Origin of the sequence: Pseudomonas sp. PDM09, assembly GCF_014852305.1 — a bacterium.
GTDB lineage: Bacteria > Pseudomonadota > Gammaproteobacteria > Pseudomonadales > Pseudomonadaceae > Aquipseudomonas.
This window is the reverse complement of record NZ_JACVBI010000002.1, coordinates 42,976-60,240: the sequence shown is the minus strand read 5'-3', so window position 1 is coordinate 60,240 and position 17,265 is coordinate 42,976. Positions and strand designations below refer to the sequence as shown.

The 17,265-nt window shown below is 62.0% G+C and carries 11 protein-coding genes; 8 read left to right on the top strand and 3 right to left on the bottom strand.

The features are described from left to right. Positions 1-39 precede the first annotated feature (39 nt). Together IB250_RS04890 and IB250_RS04885 are read right to left on the bottom strand one after the other, a co-directional pair. Positions 40-1,377, bottom strand: a complete 1,338-nt coding sequence (locus tag IB250_RS04890; RefSeq protein ID WP_192343245.1) for a lysine N(6)-hydroxylase/L-ornithine N(5)-oxygenase family protein — start codon at positions 1,375-1,377, stop codon at positions 40-42. 144 nt (positions 1,378-1,521) lie between these two features. Then, complete coding sequence (locus IB250_RS04885) at positions 1,522-2,004, bottom strand: sigma-70 family RNA polymerase sigma factor (RefSeq protein ID WP_192343244.1); 483 nt, start codon at positions 2,002-2,004, stop codon at positions 1,522-1,524. Positions 2,005-2,318: 314 nt separating this feature from the next. On the opposite strand from IB250_RS04885, the gene IB250_RS04880 reads away from it, so the two are divergent. Genes IB250_RS04880 through IB250_RS04870 form a run of 3 tightly spaced genes read left to right on the top strand, consistent with a single transcriptional unit; the run spans position 2,319 to position 6,855 of the window. Further along, the gene (locus IB250_RS04880; RefSeq protein WP_192343243.1) at positions 2,319-3,479 is read left to right on the top strand and encodes an efflux RND transporter periplasmic adaptor subunit; all 1,161 of its coding nucleotides are present in this window, start codon (positions 2,319-2,321) and stop codon (positions 3,477-3,479) included. Then, positions 3,480-5,453 carry a MacB family efflux pump subunit gene (locus IB250_RS04875; RefSeq protein ID WP_192343242.1) on the top strand — a complete coding sequence of 658 codons (1,974 nt, stop codon included), beginning with the start codon at positions 3,480-3,482 and terminating at the stop codon, positions 5,451-5,453. A 7-nt stretch (positions 5,454-5,460) separates the two neighbouring features. Further along, positions 5,461-6,855 (top strand): efflux transporter outer membrane subunit, encoded by a 1,395-nt coding sequence (locus IB250_RS04870; RefSeq protein ID WP_192343241.1) that lies wholly within the window; start codon positions 5,461-5,463, stop codon positions 6,853-6,855. Positions 6,856-6,995: 140 nt separating this feature from the next. On the opposite strand, the gene IB250_RS04865 is transcribed toward IB250_RS04870, so the two are convergent. Further along, positions 6,996-8,621 carry a PvdJ/PvdD/PvdP-like protein gene (locus tag IB250_RS04865; RefSeq protein ID WP_192343240.1) on the bottom strand — a complete coding sequence of 542 codons (1,626 nt, stop codon included), beginning with the start codon at positions 8,619-8,621 and terminating at the stop codon, positions 6,996-6,998. A 274-nt stretch (positions 8,622-8,895) separates the two neighbouring features. On the opposite strand from IB250_RS04865, the gene pvdM reads away from it, so the two are divergent. The 5 genes from pvdM to IB250_RS04840 all read left to right on the top strand — a co-directional run bounded on the left by pvdM (position 8,896) and on the right by IB250_RS04840 (position 16,973). Further along, positions 8,896-10,266, top strand: a complete 1,371-nt coding sequence (gene pvdM / locus IB250_RS04860; protein ID WP_192343239.1) for a pyoverdine-tailoring dipeptidase-like protein PvdM — start codon at positions 8,896-8,898, stop codon at positions 10,264-10,266. Next, complete coding sequence (locus tag IB250_RS04855; protein ID WP_192343238.1) at positions 10,263-11,549, top strand: aminotransferase class V-fold PLP-dependent enzyme; 1,287 nt, start codon at positions 10,263-10,265, stop codon at positions 11,547-11,549. Before pvdM ends, IB250_RS04855 begins: the two co-directional genes overlap by 4 nt. 43 nt (positions 11,550-11,592) lie before the next feature. Continuing rightward, on the top strand, positions 11,593-12,480 hold the full coding sequence (locus IB250_RS04850; protein ID WP_192343237.1) for a formylglycine-generating enzyme family protein: 888 nt from the start codon (positions 11,593-11,595) through the stop codon (positions 12,478-12,480). A gap of 249 nt (positions 12,481-12,729) precedes the next feature. Continuing rightward, entirely contained in the window at positions 12,730-14,379 is a 1,650-nt protein-coding gene (locus IB250_RS04845; RefSeq protein ID WP_192343236.1) for a cyclic peptide export ABC transporter, read from the top strand. A 113-nt stretch (positions 14,380-14,492) separates the two neighbouring features. Further along, a complete protein-coding gene (locus IB250_RS04840) occupies positions 14,493-16,973 on the top strand; it encodes a TonB-dependent siderophore receptor (RefSeq protein ID WP_192343235.1) in 2,481 nt (826 codons plus the stop codon). Positions 16,974-17,265: the final 292 nt, after the last annotated feature.

Genomic DNA, 17,265 nt, shown 5'->3' with positions numbered 1-17,265 from the left:
GGTTGGTTTTATGTAAACGATTGGAGAATTACACGCTTATCAACTGGCAGTCGCCAACAACACATCCATCACCGACCGCCCATGCCCACGCGACTTGCCATGGTCATACAGCGAGCCGGCAATTTCATCGGCGCGGATCGGCAGGATCGACAGCAAGGTGTCGCTCAAGCCGTGGCTGGCCTGGCAGAAGCCCTGCATGTAGATGCCGGCCTTGCAACGCTCGTCGGTGATCAGTTTGTAGTGACGATCGACCTCGAAATCACCCAGGTACTGTGCAAGCGGCGCCAGCAATTTGCGGTGCATCTGGCGCTCGTAACCGGTGGCCAGCACCACGGCGTCGTAGCAGCGAACCGTGACTTCTCCAGTGGCGTTGTTGCGTGTCGCCAGCTCGATACCGCGCTCGGTAGCGGTGGCTTTTTCGACGGTGGTCAGAGTACGGAACGCATGTCGCGCAATGCCCGAGACTTTCTGCCGGTAGAAGATGCCGTAGATGCGTTCGATCAGGTCGATGTCCACCACCGAATAGTTGGTGTTGTGGTACTCGTTGACCAGGCGCTCGCGTTCGCTGCTGGCCTGCTGGAACACCAGGTCGGTGAACTCCGGAGAGAACACTTCGTTGACGAAAGGGCTGTCATCGGCCGGTTTCAGGGCCGAGCCACGCAGGATCATGTCCACCTGCACCGACGGGAAGCTGTCGTTCAGGTCGATGAAGGCTTCCGCCGCACTCTGACCGCCGCCGATGATCGCAATATTCATCGGTTGGTTGTTCACGCACGGCTGCCTGGCCATGCGCTCCAGGTACTGGGAGTGATGGAACACCCGGCCGTCATCCTTGAGTGCCTTGAACGCTTCGGGAATGCGCGGTGTACCGCCGGCGCTGACCACTACCGAACGGGTGGTGCGCACATGCTGCTGACCATGCGTATCACGCGAGATCACTCGCAGTGCTTCGACCTGCTGGTGGTGCAGCACCGGTTCAATGGCCAACACTTCCTCGCCATAACGGCTCTGCTCGGTAAATTGCCCGGCGACCCAGCGCAGGTAGTCGTTGTACTCCATGCGGCACGGATAGAAGGTGCCGAGGTTGATGAAGTCCACCAGACGACCGTGATGCTTGAGGTAATTGACGAAAGAATACGGGCTGGTCGGGTTACGCAGCGTCACCAGGTCCTTGAGGAAGGAAATCTGCAGTTCGCTCTGGGTGACCAGGGTGTTGCCGTGCCAGCGGTAGTCCGCCTGCTTGTCGAGAAACAGCACATCCAGCTCGCCCTGGCTCGGCCCGCGCTCCTGCAAGGCGATGGCCAGAGCCAGGTTCGAAGGGCCGAAACCGACGCCGATCAGGTCGTGAACGATGGGCGATGCAATTGCCTGTGTCATTTCCAGTGTCCTCTGGATGAACCCCGGACCAGCGGGGATAAAGCCTGGGTGACCTGACCGGCCTTGTGCGGCAGCAGATCGTCTGTTGAATAGGAACGAGGACAATGAAAAAAAATTTAACGAAGCCTGATTAAACGGTGCCGATCAATGGGCGTCCCACTGGCGCATGCGCACCCGGCAATGCTTCATGGCATTGACGATGTGCTTTTCCACCAGCGCCCGGGAAATCCCCAGGTGCTCGGCGATTTGCGGGTGCGACAAGCCGTCGATCTTGCGCAAAAGAAAACTCTCGCGACACAGCTTTGGCAACTCCGCCAGTGCGCGCTGAAGCATGTCCAGGCGCTGGCCGTGATCAAGGCTGTTGTGGGGGGATGGCGTGAAGTAGCGTTCTTCGCTGTCGAGCACGTCCAGGGATTCGACCTGGCGCAAGGCATTGCGTCGGTGGTCGTCGATTACCAGATTGAGCGCGGTGCGATAAAGAAACGCCCGGGGTTGTTCGATCGGCGTGTCACTGGAACGCTCCAGCACCCGCAGATAAGCGTCATGCACCACATCTTCAGCCACCTGACGGTTGCCTAGCTTGGCGTTCAGGAAATACACCAGCTCGCGATAGTAGTTTTCCAACATGACTCCCGGTTCTTGGGCCAATCTGTGCCATAAAGAGTGCGCCATAAAAGAGATGGCGGCACGATGATGGCAGCGCGCAAGGGGCGTAATTTATAGTAATTCTCATATAGATTTAAAGCACTGGATCCATTTACTTGAGAAATAACCTCATTTGTCGTGCTGTAACGCCATGTCTCAAGGCTTAAATTCTGCTCCGGGGTTCTCGTTTACAGGACAGCTTCCCGTGTCTGTCGGTCCACCGACAGCGTTCAGCGGCGCCGGTCACTGCCGCGCACGCCGAGCGACGGGCCGATTTTTACCGGCTGGAACCCCGCATGAAACGTCCCCGCCCTACCCGACGCGCCCTGTTTGTCGCTCTGTGCCTGATCCCCGCCGCAGCCCTGGCCGCCTGGCAAGTGATCCCGCCGGGGCGTGAAAAACTTGCCACCGCCACCGTGACCCGCGCCGATATCGAAAACAGCGTGACCGCCCTAGGCACCCTGCAACCGCGACGTTACGTCGACGTCGGCGCCCAGGCGTCCGGGCAGATCCAGAAGATTCATGTCGAGGCCGGTGATCAAGTCAAGGAAGGCCAATTGCTGGTGGAGATCGACCCCTCGACCCAGAAAGCCAAACTCGACGCCGGGCGCTTTTCCATCGACAACCTCAAGGCCCAGTTGCAAGAGCAGCGCGCCCAGCACGACCTGGCGCAACAAAAGTATCAGCGCCAGCAGAACCTCAAGGCTGGCGGCGCGACCCGCGAAGAAGATGTGCAGACCGCCCGCGCCGAAGTCCGGGCGAGACAAGCGCGCATCGACATGTTCCAGGCGCAGATTCGTCAAGCCCAGGCAAGCTTGCGCAGCGATGAAGCGGAGTTGGGTTACACGCGGATCTACGCACCGATGTCCGGCACGGTGGTCGCCGTCGGTGCCCGGGAAGGTCAGACGCTCAATGCCCAACAACAGACGCCGCTGATATTGCGCATTGCAAGGTTGTCACCGATGACCGTATGGGCCGAGGTTTCCGAGGCCGATATCGGCCAGGTCAAACCCGGCATGACCGCCTGGTTCACCACCCTCAGCGGTGGCAGCCGGCGCTGGAGCAGCACCGTGCGGCAGATTTTGCCGGTGCCGCCGCGCCCGCTCGAACAGACGCAGGGCAGCCCCACCAGCGGTCGCAGCGGCAGCGAACGGGTGGTGCTTTATACCGTGCTGCTGGATGTCGACAACGCCGACAACGCCTTGATGACCGACATGACCGCCCAGGTATTTTTCGTCGCCCAGCAAGCGCAGAACGTGCTGACGGTGCCCACCGCGGCCCTGCAAAACGGCACCGCGGCGGATCGCCAGATCGCGCAAGTGGTGGCGGCCAACGGCGAGGTGCAGCGCCGCGAGGTCCGCACCGGGATCAGCGACCGGCTGCGCACGCAGATTCTCGACGGGTTGGCGGAAGGCGATCACGTGCTGAGCGCTCCGCTCACCGGCAGCGGAGGCTGAATGCAAACGCCCCTGATTGACCTGCGACAGATCCGCAAAGCCTACGGCGGTGGCGACAGCCCCGTGGTGGAAGTGCTGCGCGGCATCGACCTGTCGATCCATGCCGGCGAATTTGTCGCCATTGTCGGCGCTTCCGGCTCCGGCAAATCGACCCTGATGAACATCCTCGGCTGCCTCGACCGCCCCACCAGTGGCGACTACCTGTTCGCCGGGGAAAACGTCGCCGGCCTTGGCAGTGACGAACTGGCGTGGCTACGGCGCGAGGCCTTCGGCTTCGTGTTCCAGGGTTACCACCTGATCCCGTCCGGATCGGCCCAGGAAAACGTCGAAATGCCGGCCATTTATGCCGGCACCCCGGCGGGCGAACGCCATGCCCGCGCGGCGGCCCTGCTCGAGCGCCTCGGCCTGGGCTCGCGCACCGGCAACCGTCCGCATCAGCTTTCCGGTGGTCAGCAGCAACGGGTGTCGATCGCCCGGGCCTTGATGAACGGCGGCCACATCATTCTCGCCGACGAACCCACTGGCGCCCTCGACAGCCACAGCGGCGCCGAAGTCATGAGCCTGCTCGACGAACTGGCCAGTCAGGGGCACGTGGTGATCCTGATCACCCACGATCGCGAAGTGGCCAGGCGTGCCAACCGGGTCATCGAAATCCGCGACGGCCTGATCATCAGCGACACCGCCACACATCCTTCGACCACCCCGCGCACGGCACGCCCCGGCGCGCTGCAAGCCGTGGACCTGCGCCAGCGCCTGAGCGCCGGCAGCGAGCCCAATGGCGCCTGGAAAGGCGAACTGCTGGACGCGGTTCAGGCGGCGTGGCGCGTGATGTGGATCAACCGCTTCCGCACCGCGTTGACGCTGCTGGGGATTGTCATTGGCGTTGCGTCGGTGGTGGTGATGCTGGCGGTGGGCGAAGGCAGCAAGCGCCAGGTGATGGCGCAGATGGGCGCGTTCGGCTCCAACATCATTTACCTCAGCGGCGCCGCGCCCAATCCGCGTACGCCGCCCGGGATCATTACCCTCGACGACGTCGCCGCGCTCGCCAACCTGCCCCAGGTGCAGCGGATCATGCCGGTCAACGGCTCGACGGCCGGCGTGCGTTTCGGTAACGCCGATCACACCGCTTATGTGGGCGGCAACGACACCAACTTCCCGCGCATTTTCAATTGGCCGGTGGTTCAGGGCAGCTATTTCACCCAGGCCGATGAAGACAGCGCCGCCGCCGTTGCGGTGATCGGCCACAAGGTCAAGGAGAAGCTGTTCAAAGACCTGAGCGACCCGATCGGCCAGTACATCCTGATCGAAAACGTGCCGTTTCAGGTGCTTGGCGTGCTGGCGGAAAAAGGCTCCAGTTCCGGCGACTCCGACAGCGACAACCGCATCGCCGTGCCCTACTCGGCCGCCAGCGTGCGGTTGTTTGGCAGTCGCAATCCCGAGTACGTGGTGATCGCCGCCAAGGATGCACGCAAGGTCAAGGAAGCCGAGCAAGCGATCGAACACACGATGCTGCGCGAGCACAAGGGCAAGCGCGATTTCGAGCTGACCAACAACGCCGCCATGATCCAGGCCGAGGCCCGCACCCAAGGCACGCTGTCATTGATGCTCGGTTCGATTGCAGCGATTTCGTTATTGGTCGGCGGCATCGGCGTCATGAACATCATGCTGATGACCGTGCGTGAACGCACCCGGGAAATCGGTATTCGCATGGCCACCGGCGCCCGTCAGCGCGACATCCTGCGCCAGTTTCTCACCGAGGCGGTCATGCTCTCGGTGGTCGGCGGTGTCGCCGGGATCGGTCTGGCGCTGCTGGTCGGTGGCGTGTTGCTGCTCGGCAATGTCGCGGTCGCGTTCCAGTTGATCGCCGTGCTCGGCGCCTTCGGCTGCGCCTTGGTCACCGGTGTCATCTTCGGCTTCATGCCTGCCCGCAAGGCTGCCCGGCTCGATCCGGTCACGGCCCTTACCAGTGAATGATCGACCTATGAAAGTGCCTCTGACCCTTCTGGCCGCCAGCCTGTTGCTGGCCGCCTGCAGCACCCCTGCGCCACGTCCCGACAGCGGCCTGCAACCACCCGCCGCCTGGCAATCGCCGAACACCGGCGCCGCTGCACACAGCAATCGGCAATGGTGGACGCAGTTCGGCAGCCCGCAACTCAATCGCCTGATCGAACAGGCCAGCGTGGGTAGCCACGATCTGGCCGCCGCCGTCGCCCGGGTGCAGCAGGCCCAGGCCAGCGCCACCATCGCCGGCGCCCCGCTGCTGCCCGAACTCAAGGCAGGCCTCAACGCCAATCGCCAACGCTTGCTGCATGGCAAGGGGTACAGTCAACTGGACGTCAGCCCTGATAATCGCTCGCTGAATTATTACGATGCGCAACTGAGCGCCAGTTACGAAATCGATTTCTGGGGCGGCCAACGGGCGGCCCGTGACAGCGCCCTTTTTGGCTTGCAGGCCAGTGAGTTCGATCGGGCCACCGTGGAGCTGACCTTGCAAAGCGGCGTGGCCAACAGCTACACCCAGGCCTTGTCGTTGCGCGAACAGCAACGGATCGCCGAGCTGAACCTGGCTAACGCCCAAAGCGTTTTGCGATGGGTGCAGACCCGTTATGACGCCGGCAGCGCCACCGCGCTGGAACTGGCGCAGCAAAAAAGCCTGGTGGCCGAACAGCAACGCAAACTGCCGCTGGTGCAACAACAGGCACGGGAAGCGCGGATCACCCTCGCCGCCCTGCTCGGCCAACCGGTGCAGGCACTGACGCTGACGGAGCAGCCATTCGATCAATTGCACTGGCCGGAGATTGCCAGCGGCGTGCCCAGTGAGTTGTTGAGCCGTCGCCCGGACATCGCCAGCGCCGAGGCCAAACTCGCCGCCGCCCGAGCCGATGTGACCGTCGCCCGCGCGGCGATGCTGCCCAAGCTGACGCTCACCGCCAGCCTGGGCACCGGCGCCGACCTGGCCTCGGATCTGTTGCGCACCACTTTTTACAACCTGTCCTCGGGACTGGTGGCGCCGATCTTCAACAACGGGCGCCTCAGCGCCGAGCGCGACAAGGCCACGGCACGTCAACAGGAACTGCTGGAAACCTATCGCGGAGCAATCATCAATGGCTTCGCCGATGTGGAAAAAGCCCTCAACAGCATTCGCGGGCTGGACGAACAACGTCAGTGGCAAGGAGAAGAACTGAGCCAGGCGCAGAACGCTTTCGACATCGCCCAGAGCCGTTACCAGGCCGGCGCCGAAGACCTGCTCACGGTGCTGCAAACCCAGCGCACGCTGTATGCCGCCCAGGATCTGAATGTGCAGCTGAGATTGTCGCGGTTGCAGGCCAGTATTGCGCTGTACAAGGCGTTGGGTGGGGGTTGGCAAGCCCTGTAGAACAGCGTCGTTCTTGAGGCTGCCTTCGCGAGCAAGCCCGCTCCCACATTGGATCTGCGTCGTGCACAAAACTCGTGCTCGATGGAGATCCAATGTGGGAGCGGGCTTGCTCGCGAAGAACGATAACGCGGTCTACCCGACTAAACCGGCCATCCCTTGACCTTCAAATGCCGCGCATACCACGGCCGTCGCGGCACTTTGCGCAACAGGTCACTCATGTTGTCTTCATCGCCAAAGGTGATGCGCAATGCCAGCTTCATGGTTTCCGGGTCCATTTCCACCGAACGCCCCACCTGCAGACCCGGGGTCGTGCTGCAACCGTGGGTGTCCGGCCCGAGCCACGGATCGCCGACTTCCACCCAACGCCCCGGCGCAAACCACGGCACGCCGTTGACCTCCAGGCGGCTCAGTTCACCGGGGTGAAAACGTTCATGAGCGCGGAACCAGTCTTCGATGCGATCGTCGATCCAGCCGTGGAAACGCCAGAACACCGGGTTGACGTGGGACGAAAACGGATCGCCGAGAAAATCGTTTTCCGGGGCATACCAGCGCGCCGCGAAGTCGGCCTGATCCCGAGCCATCGGCACGGGTATCTCGTTGGACGGATCCCGAGCCACCGACGCCCAACGCATGTGCAGCCAGTCGTGCAGGCCCAGTTCGACCTCCGAGCCGAACTGGCCGAGGGTCAGCTTCGACAGGTAACGCGGATCCCGGTACTGCGACTCCCAGACCTGGAAGTTGCTGTGATAGGTCTCTGCGGCTTTGATATCGCTGACCCACTGGGTGTATTCGTCGTCGCCTTCGGTCAACCAGGTCGGCGGCAAGGCATTGCCATCGTGATTATCGAAATAGCGCGCGAAGCCCTGGCGATCACGCTCGAGTTCCGGCTGCGGCAGGGGGAACGCCGGCCATGAAGGCAAATCCTGCATGGACCGGGCGATGCCGAGCATGTGTCGGTGCATGAAGAAGAAATCGATGCCCGAACCGTTGCGGTCCTTGCGCGGGCCACGAGCGTCACGCTCCTTGTCCCGTGGGCCGGGTTGCCAGCCGATACCGCGCAACGCCTCGCGTTTTTTCTCCGAGAGCTTGTGCCATTTGTCCCGGGACGCGTGCCAGAGCTGATGAAACAATCGATGCTCGGGGGACACCAGCCACGCCAGAAACGCCGGGTTGAGGGCGGTTCGCTCCCGCGCTTCGGGAAACCGGCGCTTGATGGCGATAAAGCGGTTGTCGAGTTCGGGCAAGCCTAATGGGCGATTCAGGCTCAGCACCTGGCCGCTGAACGTGCCGCTGCCGGCGTTGCCGAACGCCGCCCAGACCTCGTCGAGCTTGGCCTTGAACTCATAAACCGGCGCCACCAGCGGGGCGTCAGTGCGCATCAACCGCCAGTACAGTTCAGCGCCAGTGGCCGGTGCCAGATCGCCGATGACCTGATAGCACGGCAGGCCTTCCCCGCGCAGGTGAGTGCCGGTATCCAGACAACCGCGCAACCCTCGCCCGCGATGAGCGATGTCGAGAAACAGCTGCAGCCCGTCCTGCGGCAAGCCCTCAAGCCCGGCATCACTGCCGACAAAACGAATGTCCCAGATTCCGCGCAAGCTGTCGGCCAGTTGCTGCCCGGCGGTGCTCGCCAGGTCGACTGTGGCCTCCCCCGGCGTGATCGGTTCCTTCTCCCGGGTCAACTCACGATGTGCATAAAAAGCGGCAGGCACCGCAGCGCTCGTGAGCGCCAGGCCCGCCATGAACCAGCGTCGAGAAATCGTCATTGCCCTACCTGTGTCAGCCTTGAAGCAGGCTTTATCCAAGCTAGAACGTTTGTTGCCCCGACAAATTTATGCGATCCCCTGTAGGCGCTGCCGAAGGCTGCGATCTTTTGATCTTCATCTTGGGCGCCCCCGAAAGATCGCAGGCTGCGCCAGCTCCTACATTTGAAAGGCGATCTTTTCAGGGCCACCTAAATTCCTGTGCCGGTCACTCGTTCTTCCCAGATAGCAAAGGCCCCTGCGCCTGCACTCAACGGCGAACCTGACTGAGATGGCGATGACAAAAACACGTTCGAAAATGGCTCTGTACCTTGGCCTGCCACTGGCCTTGGCCATCAGTGCCGGCGCAGGCTGGCTGGTCTGGGATTACGGGTTCAAGGACAATCCCGGCTACCCGGTCAAGGTCATGAAACAGGCCACCGAACTGCAGGAGCGGATCCTTTCCTTCGACAGCCACATCACCGTCCCCCTGAGTTTCGGCGCCCACGGCAACGAGGCCGACAAGGACGGTTCCGGCCAGTTCGACCTGATCAAGGCCAACCGTGGCCGACTGTCCGGCGCGGCCCTGACGGTCTTCGGCTGGCCGGAAATGTGGAACGGCCCGAACGCCCCGCACCGGCCCACCGACGGTTTCGTCGAAGAAGCGCGCAACCAGCAGGAAGTGCGCTACAAAATCATCTCCGGGCTGGTGCGCGATTTCCCCAATCAGGTCGGCATCGCCTACACCCCCGACGACTTCCGACGCCTGCACGGCGAAGGCAAGTTTGCGATTTTCATCAGCATGCTCAACGCCTACCCGCTGGGCAATGACCTGAGCAAACTGGACCTGTGGGCCGCTCGCGGCATGCGCATGTTCGGTTTCAGCTACATCGGCAACAACAGCTGGGCCGATTCGTCACGACCGCTGCCGTTTTTCAACGACTCCCCCGATGCCCTCGACGGGTTGTCGGACATCGGCAAACAGGCGGTGCAACGCCTCAACGATCTGGGCGTGATCATTGATGTGTCGCAGATGTCGACCAAAGGCCTGGAACAAGTGGCGCAACTGAGCCGCACGCCGATGGTGGCCTCGCACTCGGCACCACGGGCCTCGGTGGACATCCCGCGCAACCTCAGCGACAAAGAGTTGCAGCTGATCAAGAACAGCGGCGGCGTGGTGCAGGTGGTCGGTTTCTCGCAATACCTCAAACCGCTGACCCAAGGCACACAGGACAAACTCAACGCCTTGCGCGCGCGTTTCGATTTGCCGCCATTGCCCAACCTGGCGATGGCATTGATGCCGGGTGATCCGATCATCACCGCCTGGTCCGAACAGAAGCTCGGTCAATACGCCAGTGGTCTGTATGCCATTCTCGAAGAAGAACCCAAGGCCACGCTCAAGGACCTCGGCGACGCCATCGATTACACCGTGCGCAAGGTCGGCATCGACCACGTCGGCATCGCCTCGGACTTCAACGATGGCGGCGGCATCAAGGGCTGGGAAAATGTCGGCGAAATCCGCAACGTCACCGCCGAATTGATCCAGCGCGGTTATTCCGAAGCCGATATCGCCAAGCTCTGGGGCGGCAACTTCCTGCGGGTTTGGGAGCAGGTGCAAAAAGCCGCGAAACCCACGCTGATTTCTCGCCAGGAACCGCTCAAGCCATGAGTGACCGTCGTACTTTTCTGAAACAGGCCGGGATCCTCGCCGCGAGCCTGCCGTTGGGTGCCAGCCTCGGCCCCCAGGTCGCCGCCGCGCAGATGCAAACCCTGCCCCGGGACAAATGGGCGCAATTGCGTCAGTTGTTCGACCAGGACCCGAACTACATCCACTTCGCCAACTTTCTGGTGACCTCCCACCCCAAACCCGTGCGCGAGGCCATCGCCCGTCACCGCGCCGCGCTGGACCTGAATCCCGGGCTGGCCATGGACTGGGACCTGGGCGTGACCCACCAGCGCGAAGAGAACGTGCGGCTCTGGGCCGGTCGGTATTTGCAGGCCAAGCCGACACAGATCGCCCTCACCGGCAGCACCACCGAAGGCCTGGCGATGATTTATGGCGGCGTGCAAGTGCGCGCCGATCAGGAAATTCTCACCACGGTTCACGAGCACTATTCCACGAACAACATCCTGAATTTTCGCAACCAGCGCGATGGCACCCACGTGCGCAAGATTCAGTTGTTCGAGCAGCCACAGTCGATCTCGGCTGACCAGGTGCTGGATACCATCAACCGCAACATCCGCCCCGAGACCCGCGTGCTGGGCATGACCTGGGTGCACTCGGGCAGTGGCGTGAAGCTGCCGATCAGTGACATCGGCGGACTCGTCGATGAACACAATCGCCAGCGCGACGACCAGGACCGGATCGTTTACGTGGTCGACGGCGTACACGGTTTCGGCGTCGAAGACCTGAGTTTCCCGGCGATGAACTGCGACTTCTTCATTGCCGGCACCCACAAATGGATGTTCGGCCCCCGCGGCACCGGCATCGTTTGCAGCCGCAGCGAAGAACTCAAATACGTCAGCCCGAGCGTACCGACCTTCTCCGAAGCCACGAGCTTTTCCACCACCATGTCCCCGGGCGGCTATCACGCGTTCGAACATCGCTGGGCCGTGGATGAAGCGTTCAAATTGCACCTGGAACTGGGCAAGGCTGACGTCCAGACACGTATCCATCAGCTCAATAGCTACCTGAAACAGCGCTTGCTGGAACAGCCGGGCGTCGAGCTGGTCACCCCGGTCGATCCGAGGTTTTCGGCGGGGTTCAGCTTCTTCCGGGTCAAGGGGCAGGATTGCGATGCCGTGGCTGCCCACCTGGTTCAAAACCATATTGTCAGCGATGCAGTCAGCCGCGACGTCGGCCCGGTGATCCGCACTGCACCCGGCCTGCTCAATACCGAAGCCGAGGTGGACCGCTTCATCGACGTGCTGGGCAAAAAGCGCTCCGCGTGAACCTTCGCTGCGAGGCACCATTTTCCTTTAACCGAGACGACTTATGAATACGCCCCACCCACCTTCCGCCCTGCGAACCCTATCGGCCCTGGCACTGACCGCACTGCTCGCCGGCCTGCTGCCCGGTACGGCCCAGGCCGCAAGCCCGCCAACTCCCGGCAAGGTGTTCAAGGACTGCAAGGACTGTCCGGAAATGGTCGTGCTGCCCGCCGGCCGCTACACCATGGGCACGCCAGCGGATGAAGTTGGCCACCAACCCGATGAGGGTCCGCTGCATGAAGTGACCTTCACCCGCCCTTTCGCCATCAGTCGTTTCCAGGTACTGGCCGGCGAATGGGACGCCTACGTGCGCGCCACCGGCAACACCCCCGCCGACTTCGATGATCGGCCGGGCCGTCGCTGCACCGCTGGCAAACCCAGCTTCAAACAGACCGCGCGCCACCCGGCCGTGTGCATGAACGTGGCCGAAGCCGAGGGCTACATCGCCTGGCTGTCGAAGAAAACCGGTCATGCCTATCGCATGCCCAGCGAGTCGATCCGTGAGTACGCCGCCCGCGCCGGCAGCACCGGGGCTTTCCCGTTTGCGTTCGATGAAGGCGCCGACTACCAGATCTCCAAAAACGCCAACACCTACGGCGCCGCCGACGGCTACAACTTCACCTCCCCGGCCGGCACTTTCCCGGCCAACGCCTTTGGCGTGTTCGACATGCACGGCAATGTTTATGAGTGGGTCGCCGACTGCTACCGCGAAGACTATGTCGGCGTGCCCAGCGACGGCAGCCCGTGGCTGGAACAGAACTGCAAACGCCAGGTCATGCGCGGCAACGACTGGGGCGAAGCACCGGTGTTTTCCCGCTCCGGCAATCGCAACAGCAGCCTGCCCACCAGCAGCGGCGACTGGCTGGGGTTTCGCGTGGTGCGTGAGCTCTGATTTTTTCAGGCCGACGCACGCCTTGTAGCAGCTGCCGAAGGCTGCGTTCGGCTGCGTAGCAGTCGTAAAACCAGAGATTGCGGTGGGTCAGGCGGACCGTGTCAGCCGGATTCACGACTGCTGCGCAGCCGAACGCAGGCTTCGCCAGCTGCTACACCGGCATTCCCGTCCACTGCCCTTTAAATAAAGTCCCCGACCATCCGTTTTTCTTAAGTACCGGCACTCCCTCCGTGTCGAAAGGAATCCTCCATGACCAAGCCAACGCGTGGGGCGATCAACGAATTGTTCGCCCTGCTCAAGCCCTTCCGCCTGATTGTCTCTGTGTCCATCGTGCTCGGCATGATCGGTGGCCTGAGCGTCACCGTGTTGCTGGCGACCATCAACAATGCCCTGCATTCCGCTGACGGCCTGACCCGCACCGTGGTGATGATTTTCGCCGGGCTGTGCGTGCTGGCGCTGCTGACCACGATTGTGTCCGACATCGGCACCAACTACGTCGGCCAGCACATCATCGCCAAGCTGCGCAAAGAGCTGGGGGAAAAAGTGCTGTCGGCGCCGATCGACCAGATCGAGCGCTACCGCAGCCATCGGTTGATCCCGGTGCTGACCCATGACGTGGACACCATCAGCGATTTCGCCTTCGCCTTCGCGCCGTTGGCGATTTCCCTGACCGTGACCCTCGGTTGCCTCGGCTACCTGGCCATGCTGTCGTGGCCGATGTTTCTGATGATGCTGGTGGCCATCGCCATCGGCACCACCCTCCAGGCCATCGCCCGAGCCAAGGGCATGCGCGGTTTCTACGCGGCGCGCGACTCCGAAGACGAGCTGCAAAAGCACTACAACGCCATCGCCGAAGGGGCCAAGGAACTGCGCATCCACCGCCCACGGCGTCAGCGGATGTTCGTGTCCGGCATCCAGAAAACCGCCGAGAAAATCTGTGACACACAGATCCGCTCGATCAACACCTTCGTCATTGCCAAGTCGTTCGGCTCGATGCTGTTCTTCGTGGTCATCGGCCTGGCGTTGGCCCTGCAATCGTTCTGGCCCAGTGCCGACAAAGCCGTGATGAGCGGGTTTGTGTTGGTGCTGCTGTACATGAAAGGCCCGCTGGAACACCTGGTCAGCACCCTGCCGATCATCAGCCGGGCGCAGATTGCGTTTCGCCGGATCGCCGAGCTCAGCGAACAATTTTCCTCCCCGGAACCGCACCTGCTGCTGGAAGACCAGGGCTACAAACCCGGCCCAGTCCACAGCCTGGAACTGAGCAACGTGCGTTACGCTTTCCCGCCGGTGGAAGGCAGCGAGCCCTTCCGCCTCGGGCCGGTCAACCTGCGCATCGAGCAAGGCGACATTGTCTTCATCGTCGGTGAAAACGGCTGTGGCAAAACCACGCTGATCAAACTGCTGCTGGGTCTTTATGCGCCCACCGAAGGCGAGATCCGCGTGAACGACCAGCCGATCACAGCCCTCAATCGCGATGACTACCGGCAGAATTTCACCACGATATTTGCCGACTATTACCTGTTCGATGACCTGATTCAGGGCGACCGGCAAGTGCCGCAGGATGCCACGCGCTACCTCGAACGGCTGGAGATCGCGCACAAGGTCAGCGTGCGCGACGGCGCGTTCAGCACCACCGATCTTTCCACCGGCCAGCGCAAGCGCCTGGCGCTGGTCAATGCCTGGCTCGAAGAACGGCCGGTGCTGGTGTTCGACGAATGGGCGGCCGATCAGGACCCGACCTTCCGCCGCATTTTCTACACCGAACTGCTGCCCGACCTGAAACGCCTAGGTAAAACCATCATCGTCATCTCCCACGATGACCGCTATTTCGACGTGGCCGATCAACTGGTGCGCATGGAGGCCGGCAAGGTTAAAAGCGAACTGCAACCCGCCTGATCGACGAGGCCGTGGCCGACCGGAAAAATAATTTTCCGGTTTGCCGCGGCCTCCTCGTCTTAATGAGATGAATAAGAACCATTACCAACTATACCTGCCAAGGTCTTAACCTCATGTCCGCATCCCGTTTCATGCTTCGACCTCTGACCCGCGCCCTGTTAATGAGCAGCACCACTCGCTCGCGCATGACCTCCACCGGCCTCGGCCTGGCGATGACCCTGGCGGTGACGCCGTATGTCCAGGCCCAGGAATGGACCCTGAACATCCCGGCCCAGCCATTGGCTCAGGCGCTGCAGACCCTCGGTCAACAGACCAATCTGCAAATCATCTACAGCCCCGAGAGCATTCAGAACCTGCGCTCCAGTGCCCTCAACGGCCGCTATCAGGAAGATGATTCGCTCAATGCGCTGCTCAAGGGCACCGGGATCCGCCATCAGCGCGATGGCAACACGGTCACGCTGCTGGCGCCGGCCACCGGCAGTGCGATGGAACTGGCACCGACCAGCATCAACGGTCAGCGGTTGGGCGCGACCACCGAAGGCAGCAACTCCTACACCACCGGCGCGGTGACCATTGGCAAGGGCGAGCACTCGCTCAGGGAAACCCCGCAGTCGATCACCGTCATCACGCGCAAGATGCTCGATGACCAGAACCTGAACACCATCGAACAGGTCATGGAAAAGACCCCAGGCATCACCGTTTACGACTCGCCCATGGGCGGCAAGTATTTCTACTCCCGGGGTTTCCGCATGACCGGCCAGTACCAGTACGACGGTGTGCCGCTGGACATCGGCAGCAGCTACGTGCAGGCCGATGCCTTCAACAGCGACATGGCGATCTATGATCGGGTCGAAGTGTTGCGCGGTGCGGCCGGGATGATGAAGGGCGCCGGGGGCACCGCGGGGGGTGTGAACTTCGTGCGCAAGCGCGGCCAGGACACCCCGCACACTCAACTGTCGTTGTCTGCCGGCACGTGGGACAACTACCGTGGCCAGGTCGACACCGGCGGCCCGCTGAACGACGCCGGCACCATCCGTGGCCGGGCCGTGGTGACCCAGCAGACCCGTCAGTATTTCTATGACGTGGGCGAACGCAGGGACCAGATCTACTACGGTGCGCTGGACTTCGACTTGAGCGACTACACCACTCTCGGCCTGGGCATGGCCTATGAAGACGTCGATGCCACTCCGTGCTGGGGCGGCTTGCCGCGTTACGCCGATGGCAGCGACTTGAAGCTCTCTCGCTCCACGTGCCTGAACACCGCCTGGAACAACCAGCGCAGCAAGCGGGCCACCTACTTTGGCGACCTGAAACACGAGTTCAATGACAACTGGGCGCTGAAGGTCGCGGGGGTTTACTCGAAAAACACCCAGGACATGGAATACGCCTTCCCCAGCGGTTCAGTACCGGTTGGCGCCACCAGCACCAGTACCGCGATGATCGGTAGCATCTTTGACTACGATCAGGTCGACTACGGCCTCGACGCTTATGTGGACGGCAAGTTCGACGCATTCGGCCAAGAGCACGAGCTGATCGTCGGTGCCAACGCCAGCCGCTCCCACAAGGACGACTTCTACGCCGTGGCCCTCCTGCCTCAGACTCAGAATGTGCTGAACCCCAACCATCACCTGCCCCAGCCGGATGAAAGTTTCTACCTGGCCAACGCCACCCGGGGTGGTCCGGTGGACATGCGGATCAAGCAATACGGCGCCTACTCCACGGCACGCCTGAAACTGGCCGATCCGCTGACCTTCGTACTGGGCAGCCGCGTCAGCTGGTACAAGTCCGAAACCGACTCCGTCTCGTTCTGGCGCGGCGAAGGCACGCCGACAAGCTCCGAGGCCAAGGAAACCGGGCAAGTCACCCCGTTCGCCGCGCTGCTGTTCGACATCAACGACAACCTGACCGCCTATGCCAGCTACGCGGATATCTTCACCCCGCAAGGTGGCTACAAGACCATCACCGGTGCGACCCTCAAGCCATTGATCGGCCAGAGCTATGAACTGGGGATCAAGGGTGAATGGTTCGACGGTCGCCTGAACAGCGCCTTCAACCTGTTCCGCACCGTCCAGAAAGACGCAGCCCAGGATGACCCGGCCTGCCCGGACAGCAGCTGCTCGCAGAACTCCGGCAAAGTGCGCGCCCAGGGCTTCGAAGCTGAAGTCAGCGGTGAAGTCATCGATCGTCTGCAATTGCTCGCCGGCTACACCTACACCCAGACCAGGATTCTGGAAGACGCCGATGTCAGTCAGGATGGCGTGTCGTACAACACCTATGTGCCGCGCCACTTGCTGCGCGTGTGGGGCGACTATGCGCTCAGCGGCCCACTGGAACGCGTCACCGTCGGTGCCGGCGTCAATGCCCAGAGCGGCAACTACCGCGTCTCGCCTACCAGCAACAACAACGTCACCCAGGCCGGCTATGCGGTCTGGAACGGTCGCATCGGCTACCGCATCGACGACACCTGGTCCGTGGCACTGAACGGCAACAACCTGTTCGACAAGCGCTACTACGCCACGGTCGGTACCGAAGGCTGGGGTAACTTCTACGGTGAACCGCGCAACTTCGTGATGTCGGTCAAGGCTGACTTCTGATTGCAGCCCCAATGAAAACGCCCCGCCATTGCGGGGCGTTTTTTTGTGCGGGAAAAGGACGGTGGTTTAACTGAAAGTTCGAGGGTGTTCCAGCGGGCCCCTTCGCGAGCAAGCCCGCTCCCACAGGGGATCTTCGGTGAACACACTATTTGTGTACGCCTGGGATCAAATGTGGGAGCGGGCTTGCTCGCGAAGGGGCCGGTACAGCCACCACAAGACCCACAGTCAGACCAATAAACAGGAACTGTTTAAACGACACTTCCAGACACTCACTCAGGCTACACATTCTTGC

Excerpts from the sequence above, each read along its gene's own strand:
- IB250_RS04890 (WP_192343245.1), bottom strand. The coding sequence starts at position 1,377 with ATGACACAGGCAATTGCATCGCCCATCGTTCACGACCTGATCGGCGTC.
- IB250_RS04885 (WP_192343244.1), bottom strand. The coding sequence starts at position 2,004 with ATGTTGGAAAACTACTATCGCGAGCTGGTGTATTTCCTGAACGCCAAG.
- IB250_RS04880 (WP_192343243.1), top strand. The coding sequence starts at position 2,319 with ATGAAACGTCCCCGCCCTACCCGACGCGCCCTGTTTGTCGCTCTGTGC.
- IB250_RS04875 (WP_192343242.1), top strand. The coding sequence starts at position 3,480 with ATGCAAACGCCCCTGATTGACCTGCGACAGATCCGCAAAGCCTACGGC.
- IB250_RS04870 (WP_192343241.1), top strand. The coding sequence starts at position 5,461 with ATGAAAGTGCCTCTGACCCTTCTGGCCGCCAGCCTGTTGCTGGCCGCC.
- IB250_RS04865 (WP_192343240.1), bottom strand. The coding sequence starts at position 8,621 with ATGACGATTTCTCGACGCTGGTTCATGGCGGGCCTGGCGCTCACGAGC.
- pvdM (WP_192343239.1), top strand. The coding sequence starts at position 8,896 with ATGACAAAAACACGTTCGAAAATGGCTCTGTACCTTGGCCTGCCACTG.
- IB250_RS04855 (WP_192343238.1), top strand. The coding sequence starts at position 10,263 with ATGAGTGACCGTCGTACTTTTCTGAAACAGGCCGGGATCCTCGCCGCG.
- IB250_RS04850 (WP_192343237.1), top strand. The coding sequence starts at position 11,593 with ATGAATACGCCCCACCCACCTTCCGCCCTGCGAACCCTATCGGCCCTG.
- IB250_RS04845 (WP_192343236.1), top strand. The coding sequence starts at position 12,730 with ATGACCAAGCCAACGCGTGGGGCGATCAACGAATTGTTCGCCCTGCTC.
- IB250_RS04840 (WP_192343235.1), top strand. The coding sequence starts at position 14,493 with ATGTCCGCATCCCGTTTCATGCTTCGACCTCTGACCCGCGCCCTGTTA.